General features: G+C 41.5%; 11 protein-coding genes. 3 read left to right on the top strand and 8 right to left on the bottom strand.

Annotated features, from left to right (window positions below; all coding sequences use genetic code 11):
* Positions 1-338: 338 nt before the first annotated feature.
* The gene (locus ACWVCM_RS05015) at positions 339-1139 is read right to left on the bottom strand and encodes a dienelactone hydrolase family protein (RefSeq protein WP_455200622.1); all 801 of its coding nucleotides are present in this window, start codon (positions 1137-1139) and stop codon (positions 339-341) included.
* Between the two features lie 581 nt (positions 1140-1720).
* Between ACWVCM_RS05015 and ACWVCM_RS05010 the strand changes: the two genes are divergently transcribed.
* Positions 1721-2029 carry a hypothetical protein gene (locus tag ACWVCM_RS05010; RefSeq protein WP_455200621.1) on the top strand — a complete coding sequence of 103 codons (309 nt, stop codon included), beginning with the start codon at positions 1721-1723 and terminating at the stop codon, positions 2027-2029.
* A 153-nt stretch (positions 2030-2182) separates the two neighbouring features.
* A complete protein-coding gene (locus tag ACWVCM_RS05005; protein WP_455200620.1) occupies positions 2183-2557 on the top strand; it encodes a cyclophilin-like fold protein in 375 nt (124 codons plus the stop codon).
* Positions 2558-2610: 53 nt separating this feature from the next.
* Here ACWVCM_RS05005 and ACWVCM_RS05000 read toward each other — a convergent pair whose 3' ends face one another.
* From ACWVCM_RS05000 to ACWVCM_RS04990, 3 genes are all read right to left on the bottom strand, one after another.
* On the bottom strand, positions 2611-3159 hold the full coding sequence (locus tag ACWVCM_RS05000) for a DUF924 family protein (protein ID WP_455200619.1): 549 nt from the start codon (positions 3157-3159) through the stop codon (positions 2611-2613).
* Positions 3160-3167: 8 nt separating this feature from the next.
* The gene (msrA, locus tag ACWVCM_RS04995) at positions 3168-3806 is read right to left on the bottom strand and encodes a peptide-methionine (S)-S-oxide reductase MsrA (protein ID WP_455200618.1); all 639 of its coding nucleotides are present in this window, start codon (positions 3804-3806) and stop codon (positions 3168-3170) included.
* Between the two features lie 894 nt (positions 3807-4700).
* Positions 4701-6098: a YhjD/YihY/BrkB family envelope integrity protein gene (locus ACWVCM_RS04990; RefSeq protein WP_455200617.1), complete on the bottom strand. Its 1398-nt coding sequence runs from the start codon at positions 6096-6098 to the stop codon at positions 4701-4703.
* A gap of 431 nt (positions 6099-6529) precedes the next feature.
* On the opposite strand from ACWVCM_RS04990, the gene ggt reads away from it, so the two are divergent.
* Positions 6530-8086 carry a gamma-glutamyltransferase gene (gene ggt / locus ACWVCM_RS04985; RefSeq protein ID WP_455200616.1) on the top strand — a complete coding sequence of 519 codons (1557 nt, stop codon included), beginning with the start codon at positions 6530-6532 and terminating at the stop codon, positions 8084-8086.
* 51 nt (positions 8087-8137) lie between these two features.
* Here ggt and ACWVCM_RS04980 read toward each other — a convergent pair whose 3' ends face one another.
* The 4 genes from ACWVCM_RS04980 to ACWVCM_RS04965 form a co-directional block, all read right to left on the bottom strand.
* Positions 8138-8425 (bottom strand): hypothetical protein, encoded by a 288-nt coding sequence (locus ACWVCM_RS04980; RefSeq protein ID WP_455200615.1) that lies wholly within the window; start codon positions 8423-8425, stop codon positions 8138-8140.
* Between the two features lie 136 nt (positions 8426-8561).
* Positions 8562-8873, bottom strand: a complete 312-nt coding sequence (locus tag ACWVCM_RS04975; RefSeq protein WP_455200614.1) for a DUF4156 domain-containing protein — start codon at positions 8871-8873, stop codon at positions 8562-8564.
* Positions 8874-8902: 29 nt separating this feature from the next.
* Positions 8903-9295, bottom strand: coding sequence for a cereblon family protein (locus tag ACWVCM_RS04970; RefSeq protein WP_455200613.1), 393 nt, complete (start codon positions 9293-9295; stop codon positions 8903-8905).
* A gap of 14 nt (positions 9296-9309) precedes the next feature.
* The coding region (locus ACWVCM_RS04965) for a secondary thiamine-phosphate synthase enzyme YjbQ (protein WP_455200612.1) at positions 9310-9656 on the bottom strand (347 nt) is incomplete at its 5' end.

The raw sequence follows: 9656 nt of genomic DNA, 5'->3' as shown, positions 1-9656 counted from the left end.
GGACTACCTGTAATATCCAGTTTTAAAATGAGGGGTATTGACTGCATCACCACGTACCTCACAAATAATTAAAACAAATTGTTATTGTTTTAGTAACTAATATTACGTCCCCTTAACTACAACCAGGAATGCATGCTGTCACTCTACCAGAAAATATACATTTACTGCATTAAACCTTTAGAACCATTATTTAGCCAAAAGGTTTCAACTCAATGACAGTACCTCTCCATTAAATATCGGCTTTACAATGAGCTGTATTTAGCTTGGCAAAATTCACTAAAAAAATCAAGGACGTGCACACTATAAGCGTGCACGCCAGTTCTGTAATTTGGGTCAGATTATTGATTAAATGCATCCTTTAAGAAAGATTTCATTTCTGACCAGGACTGCTTGTCTGCTGCCTCATTATAGGCAAGGGGAATATTAAATTTCTTACCATTTTCATCCGCGGCCGGATTCGTGAAAGCATGTTTAGCATCCGGGTAAGATTTAAATATATAGTTCACTTTAGCATTCTTCATTTCTTCTTTGAATGCTGTTATCTGATCCGATTTGACAAACGGATCGGCTTCCCCATTACACACCAAAATTTTAGCTTTGACCTTGCCTGGTTGTGCCGGGCTTTGTGTCGTTAAACTGCCATGAAAACTTACTACGGCATCAAGATCCAGGCCACGTCTTGCCATTTCGAGCACAATACCACCACCGAAACAATAACCAATAGCAGCGATTCGCCCGCTATCTGTCATCTCATGTCGAGCTAACAAAGTCTTTGCCGCCTGAAAGCGTGCAGTGGCCATCTCCATATTTTTCTTGACTTCACCGGCAAAGGCACCAGCGTCTTTTGGGTGTGCTGCCGTTTTACCATCACCGTACATATCGACCGCAAGGGCGATATAACCTAGTTCTGCTAACATGCGCGCACGTTTGCGTGCATACTCGTTATGTCCCCACCATTCATGAACAACCAACACACCAGGACGCTTGCCTTTTATAGCATCATCATAAGCAAGATAACCTTTCATCTTAGTCCCGTTTGCCTGGTACTCCACTTCTTTTCCCACTACAGATGCAAAGACTGAGCAGGTGTGAAACACCAACATAAGAAAGGTAACAATTATGACATTTAATTTTTTCACGCTAGCCTCCTCCTGGATTTATTTTTAAGCTTTTCTTAAGCTTGTTTAAAAACTGGTTAATTTAAGCAAATTGACGCAATTATGATCAAACATTTTGGTAAATGTGTTAACGAATATGATGCGTATAAATATTACATTTTTATTCAATATTACGCATTTTTTAATTAACAATTTTTCAGGGAGTTAGCAAAATTTAATACGTAGTTGACTCATAACTACTTACGAATTTGTAAGCCAATTATTGATAAATTTTTCTGATTTTCCCAAAAATTTTTCGGGCATTTTTCTGAGAATCTGCTATAAATACACATCAAATTGGTTGTCAGCACATTCCTACAATAATTTTCTGGTGTTGACCTACAACTAATGACGTAACTTTGCACGCTTGCTTCTTTAGCGTAGCACGGTTTTCGACAGCCAATGGAAAAAATGCGGAAAGCTTATGCTTTAGCGCCATAAGTTGTTGTTACAAGCAATAACAATAACGAGCTGTTACAACGTGTCGCGTTAATGTCTGTTTTATAACTTCCGCTCACTGAGTACTTGAGAGTTAAATTTCTGGGACCCGAGGAGGATAACCCATGGGCGTTTTTAGTAAGTTGTTTTCAGTCAAATCGAACACGGCGGAAAAGGAAGTTCAGCCCAAAAATTTTATTGATTGCCTCGATATCATTCGCGTATGGAACGCAAATGCCAAGTTTCATATGGATGTGGATATGGAAGATGCTCGGTTGCAATCTGCATCGAATACACTCGTCACCTGCCCCTATTGTTCTGAAAGTTTCTACTTTGGGGATTCACTTGGATTCGCGGAAGCACAATTAACTGTGGAATGTCCGCATTGTCACACCAGTCCTAGTGATGGCAAAGAAGAATACGAAGTCGCATAGTCTAATCAGTAATTCCTGGAATCATCATAGTAACGTGCTGCAATTTGCAGCCGTTACTATCCGGCCTTTTGCCTGTCATCCTTAATGTCCTTTCCTGTGGATAATCTGTAGTAATTGCTCTTCCAATAGCCATTCATATATGCTGATCGGCACATGCAAAAAATTAAAATTATTTCCGGCTCAGTAGAACTGCTTGCGGAGGTGTTAGACACTCCAACTGGCAGGTCAATATTCAACAGCCTGCCTATTGAATCCAGAGTAAACACCTGGGGGGATGAAATTTATTTTTCAGTACCCGTCCAGGCGGAACGTGAAGCGGACGCGAAAGACATTATAGAACCCGGTGAAATTGCATTCTGGGTAGAAGGAAGTTGCATTGCTATTGGGTTTGGACGAACTCCCATATCTCAGGGCAATGAAATCCGCCTTGCGGCCAGAACAAATATTTGGGCAATTACAAAAGATGACGTAAAAAGATTATCGAGTATTGATGCAGGTGACATAGTTCGTGTAGAACGGTTCGAGTAGCACAGTTTGAATAGGGAAAAAGAATAGCTGCTATATGACTCACTAACCATCAATTAACCATGAAACGCTTCATCAGATGCGAGATATTCCAGTTCCGCTTCTGTACTTTGGCGATTTAAAATCCGATTGCGATGAGGAAATCGGCCAAAGCGGCGCACAATATCCCGATGGTGCCTGGCAAACCTTAGATTGTCAGCCAGTCCGGCTTTACTAAACAACGTTACGCTTAAATCCTGATCGCCCAGATTTTCACTGTGCATTAATGGCATATACAAAAATGCCTTTTGCTCATCTGACAGTTCTTCATCATATTTATTATCAATCGCATATTTTGCGATCTCTATGGCTTTGCTTTCCCCATGGAAGCTTTCTGGTAATCCTCGAAACATATTCAGAGGAAATTGATCAAGGATTATCACCAGGGCCGCGCAGCCTTCTACCGATTGTTTCCAGTCAACTAACTTATCATTCAGCGCGGCATAGTAGACGGCAAGAAAAGCCGTGCGAAGTTCTGCATCAAATTCCGGCGTGGAATTAAACCATAACGGTTTTACTCGCTCAGAGAACCAGAAATTTAAAATATCATTGGGTACTAAATCCATACTCTTGGTTATAACTCGCTGCAACTTACACCTGTTCCACCAAGCCCACAATAACCATCGGGATTCTTGGCTAGATACTGCTGATGATAATCTTCAGCATAATAGAAATCCGGTGCTGGTAGAATTTCAGTAGTAATGCTTTTATAGCCTGCTTGTTCAAGATTTATTTGATATACATTAAGGATCTTTTCTGCAATATCACGCTGTTCGTCATTGAAATAATAAATACCAGAGCGATACTGGGTACCAATATCATTGCCCTGCCGCATACCTTGTGTCGGATTATGCGCTTCCCAGAATACTTTTAATAGTTCCTGATAGCTAATGACCACTGGATCATAAACTACTAAAACGACTTCATTATGACCTGTCATACCTGTACATACTTCCTGATAAGTCGGATTAGGTGTGTACCCGGCGGCATATCCCACTGCTGTGGTATAAACACCCCGCAGTTGCCAAAATTTACGTTCTGCACCCCAAAAACATCCCAAACCAAAAATGGCTTGCTCCATGGATTCAGGGAAAGGCGGTTTTAATGGATTTCCGTTTACAAAATGATTTTCAGAAACCTGGAGTTGCGTACTACGTCCTGGTAAAGCTTCTTCGGCTGTTGGCATAGACACTTTCTTAGGATTACCGAACATTACCTGCTCCCGAACTACGCAAATTATTTAGTGACAAATGCATTCTAACCGGCCTTAGAAATTACTCACCTACAATATAATTAATTCATGTATCAATGACCTGAAAACAACTCAATAACACCTAACTAAATAATAATACATACCGGTAAAAATTCCTCAAGCGTGACGTATTGTCTTCACATTTGTGTTGATATGAGTAACACAATTAATGCCTGGACAACGGCCAATTAACACTAAGAGAGGTAGGACATTCACGATCTCAGCGACTCTTACCTGATCCCAACTGGGAAGCGCTAGAGCGTGAAAGGAATGGATTGATTCTACTGCCTGCCAAAGCATGGAAATTTTATCGAGGGGCAAGACGACAATCCTCGACAGGACAAAAGGAATTTCGAGAAAGGATTTTGTCAGACGATTAGCGTGTTACAGGCGCGTAACACAAAAATAATACAACTTTGTTGTATCCGCCAAATCGTATCAATGTCAGATTGATAAAAATTCGAATACGAATTTCAGGTTTATTGTTCACAACCTAAGCCCCCACAGCTATCCAATAGTTTTAAGTATGAATTGGGTAAACAATAACCGATTTTAATCGCTGTGTAAAAGGTGATCGATCTACATAAGTATTTTCACAAGTTGAGTTGCTAATCACCCAAAGCAAGCGCTTTCCGGGACACATACCCATCCTGAAACATGCTGTTAACCTATTGTTTTAATAGTATTTATGGGATTTTATTGCAAGAATGAATAAGCCAGCCTTTACATATATCATTTGCTAATTGTTACGTTCCTTCATCTCTACTTAGCACGTTCACATTGAACTGGCAGTTCGTCTTTTTCACGGATGGATATCTAGCAACCAACTATTATATTCATGCGTTATATTGTGTTTTACTTTTCAGGTTGAGGTTGATTTACAGAATCTGAGTTATCGTCATTTGATCCCTCGTCATCTCCATGAGACAGTTCTTCGAGGGATATGTCTTTCAAAGTCACATCACCAAATCCATCATGTAATGCCGATTCCATTTTTGAGTACAATGACTCAATAGCATCGCTTTTCGGTAGTAAATTCACGGATCCACTACCATGTTCTTCCGCCCTCCTGACTACCCGCAGGATATCCAGTAATTTTTGGGTTTCAGGTGGCTGTGCAGGTACTAATCCCGGCCTTGCGCCTGCAGTCTTCACCAATAGCTTATATGAAAGTAATTGTTCCACAATTGGCGCGAGCACTTCCGGCGTAATATGTAAATGCTTCGCGATACCCTGCATGCTTATAGGGTCCTTGTTATCATAGTAGTTAGCGCCCACAACAGACATCGTCAACAAGGCTATTTTCTCTTTCATACGATTACTCAACTGAAAGCCACGTTCCTGCAAGGTACGATATTCAGGATACTGGACATAAAATGAGATACTCGCGCCAATCAGTAAAATCATCCAGCAGGCGTATAACCAGATCATAAAAATAACCATGGTGGCAAACGCGGAATAGATCGCAGCGTATTTGGCTGATTTGACCACAAACGTTGCAAATACCCAGCCGGTAGTCTCCCACAATATACCGGCGACAATGGCACCAATAAGTGCCGATTTTATTTTCACCCGCGTATTCGGTACAAATATGTAAACAACTGTAAAAGCGGCAATAACCAACAGATAGGGCAACAGCCTACTGACAAATCGAATAAACCAGTCAACCGTTTCATATTCCTGCAAGTGTTGCATTGTCGATGATCCGGTTATTGACGCGGTTATTCCAATCGCACTGAATATTAGCAAAGGTCCTATTAACACCACACTCAAATAATCACTAAACCGCTGGGCAAAGGGACGGTGCTCGGTGACCCGCCATGTATAATTAAATGACTTTTCAATTTTTTGAATCAGCGATACGACGGTATAAAATAGAAATGCCAGTCCCACGGAACCCAGGACACCTGCTTTGGTGTTTTCAACAAATCCAATGATGCGCTGCGTGATTTCTACGCCTTGCTCCCCCAATGGGGCAAGGAAATTCTGTAACAATGGTTCAACCTGGTTATGTACACCAAATCCCTTAAGCACTGAAAAACTTACCGCGAGTAACGGCACAATGGAGAGCAATGTTGTATAAACAAGACTCATGGCCTGAAGCGTTAACAGTCCATCGAACAGGTCTCGAATAACCAGATGGGCGATTCGCAGGGTCTCTATCAGCGTCCGTTTGAATTGAGGTACACCCGTCTTATCAGGCGCCCACACAAACTCATGCAGTTTTTTCAGGAAGTCGTATTTTTCTATCATTTTGGCTATTGTTTTTGATTTTAAATATACTATAGCACATTGATTTTAATTTAATTTCCAGACTATTGTTGCACAGAACTAATTATGCATTGTTGATCCAGGTCTATACTTTAGAACTACTGGATTTCATCTTGGCGTTAAAATCTTATTAGTGATGGAAATCCTGTTTTTCTAGATACGGCTTCTGTAATACTCAAATCCGAGTCGCCCAGAGAAACGCTGCTTGCACTACTGAATGCGCTGGATTATTTATTTAAAACACTTGTTCGCGACCTCTTTAAAATCTACTCGAAATTTGTCAATACTAAACTGATCACTGCAGCTCTTATTGAAGCAGTACCAGGAAAAGCTGCAGAAAATTGAAATCTCTGAGACAAAATTGTAACCTAGCCACCTGAATGTTGTGATCAATTAACGAAAGTTTTCCCTGAATGCAAATCAAAGGCGCCGTTGCTTGCGGCCACAACAAAACCGCTCAAGCGGCAGCTCAAATCTTATCCGAAGGTGGTAATGCTTTTGACGCAGTAGTCGCAGCACATTTTGCGGCCTGCGTGGTGGAACCCGTACTTGCGTCTTTAGGTGGTGGCGGTTTTTTATTGGCACACCCTGACGCAGGGCACACCGTACTTTATGATTTTTTTGCCCAAACACCCCGACAAAAACAACCAATAGACGACATCGATTTTTATCCGATACTCGCGGACTTTGGTGAAACTACACAGGAGTTCCACATTGGTATGGGCTCAATTGCCACGCCGGGTGCGGTAAAGGGCATGTTTGCCATATATGAGGACCTGTGCACGCTTCCACTTGCCGAATTAATGGCACCCGCTATAGAGCTTGCCAAACAGGGAGCAGTAGTTAATCAATTCCAGGCTTACATACTGGATATCATCAAACCCATTTATCAATCAGGCGCAGAAAGCTACGCTATCTATGCCAGCCAGGATCCAAAGCAGAACAACCGGTCTTTAGTCAAAGAAGGCGAAACACTCAAACAGCCAGCGCTGGCAGACACGTTGGAAGCACTGGTTCAGGAAGGTGAAACTTTATTTTATGAGGGAGAAATCGCACAGTCAGTGGCTAATCACTGCAGGGAAAATGGTGGCTATTTAACAGCGGAAGACTTTAGTAATTACCAGGTCATCAAACGTCAGCCGCTGCAGTTGACCTATCGAAAACACACGATTTTCACCAACCCACCGCCGTCTTCTGGTGGGCTGTTAATCGCATTTGCACTCAAGCTGCTGGAGTCCTGTGATTTTTCGAATATAGAACCTGGCTCTCAAGTCTATATAGATTGTCTTAGTTACATCATGCATTTAACCAATAAAGCGCGTATCGAAAATTCACTCCAGGCGGGAACTATCGACACCGAACAATTACTGGATAATAGTTATCTTGATTCATACCGCCAACACATACTGGATCGATACGCATTTTCGCGCGGCACTACGCATATCAGTATTATTGATAAAATGGGCAATGTCGCGAGTTTAACCGTCAGTAATGGCGAAGGCAGTGGTTACATGGCGCCACATACCGGAATAATGCTAAATAATATGTTGGGTGAAGAAGACCTGAATCCTCAAGGATTTAATCGATGGAATTCCGACCAGCGTATATCTTCCATGATGGCACCAACGATAGCGTACGACTCTCGTAACAATGCAATTTCCCTGGGTTCGGGTGGCTCAAATCGAATCAGAACCGCCATTTTACAGGTATTGTTACAATTGATTGAATTCAATTCACCATTAGCGCAAGCAATAGAATTTCCCCGAATTCATTTTGAAAACGGACTGCTTAACCTTGAAGCCGGAATAAATAACGTCGTTGAATCTGGTCTGCATGACGAAATAAAAAACACCAAATACTGGGCTTCACAAAACCTTTTCTTTGGCGGCGTTCATGCTGTACTGCAAAATGGTAGTTCACTAACAGGAATGGGCGACCCAAGACGAGGTGGTGTTTCGATTACCGTATAACAAGACTGTACTAGTCAATGCTCTGCCTAACCTTCCTATTTATGAAAATGCTTATTGATTGGGTACTTCAAAGAATTCCTCGTAAGGCTTGCCTTTTTGATCAACCCCCTGTCGGTAACGCCAGACAGTTCCCGTTTCCAGATCTATTTTGAATATACTTTGTATTTTTACGGATTTGCCGCCTTTTGTAACTGCCTCATGTTCAGCGGTAAATATTTTAAAGCGACTGTTAATATTTCCCTCTCCATTTCCATCTACAACATCGTGAGCCGCGGCCAGGCTGGAGCCGGCGAACAGGACAAGAGAAGCTATAATTCCTTGACGTATACGAATGTACATATGATTCTCCAGAACTAATTTTTCGATCGATAGAGTAATTCTATACAAAATAGAATAGTATAAATATTTGTAAACTGACAATTGTGATAACTAAACATCAGATACTAATTATTAAAATCATTATAAACGCAATACCCTAGGGGCAATGATAAACCACAAACGATTGCTTACCCTCAGTTACTTCAGAATCTGGCACAATCGTGTTTCCGCCATACTCAACGGCACCATTTCTTGCGAGCATTTCCAGCTCTTTTTTGACTTTTTCTTCGCTACGCTTCACACCCGCCACTTTGTCGAGCAACGAAGTTGTTACCCGACCGACTTTTTTGCAATCAGCGACCTGTTCTTTCGACTTAACCATTACGCCTTCGCCTTCTTTAGTCAACTTAACAGGAGAACAGGCAATAAGCGTAATACTAAAAATAACGATAGCGAATATTTTAAACATTTTATCGACTCCGATTGTGTATTTTTATGTTAGTTATCACAACCAACTAACTGTTCCTTAATTAAACCGTAGAATTTACTTTGCCCTTCGTAAAACCAGCCCATTTGTGCGCCACATTCCTTACAATGCGCAAACTGCCACATATGCCCAGGGAACCAGCTAAAATAGGAAGTAGCATCACCGGACATCACACAGCCTGTAGCTGAGGAAAAACAACATAGCAAAAACTTCCTCCCATCGGGATTATATTTAAAATGCTCATGCTCGCCTTCAACACAAATAGCCGATACTTCCGAAGTGATTTTTTGATGGCAAACTGCACAGCAATAAGCCGCCTGATTCTCGTCGATTTCTTTTTGTTTCGATAGCGTTTCGTGTTTGACCTGAAATTTACCGGAAGTATCGAACCAGTAACTAATCATATTCACCTTCCGCTTTAATTATTGCCTGTAGAACTGCCAAACAACTGAACATTCAGAGTTCGCGACCTTGGACCATCCAGTTCTGCAAACAGAACAGATTGCCATTGGCCTATGGCTAACGCCCCATCGATTAATGGTATGGTTTCACTATTGCTAAGTAACATAGCAATTATATGAGAATGGGCATTTTCCGGCTCATCCTGCGGACAATCCCTTAAGTGAATATCATTATGTAAATATTTTTTATGCGCTGGTACTAATTGCTGGAAAAAATCTTTTACATCTTGAACCAGTCGCTGTTCGTATTCGTTAATAAACAGTGCTGTCGTTGTGTGCCTTGATGTAATGACCACCAGGCCAT

This window comes from Kaarinaea lacus, from assembly GCF_975902315.1.
Note: the sequence above shows the minus strand (reverse complement) of the source record. Positions and strands in the feature narration are given on the sequence as shown.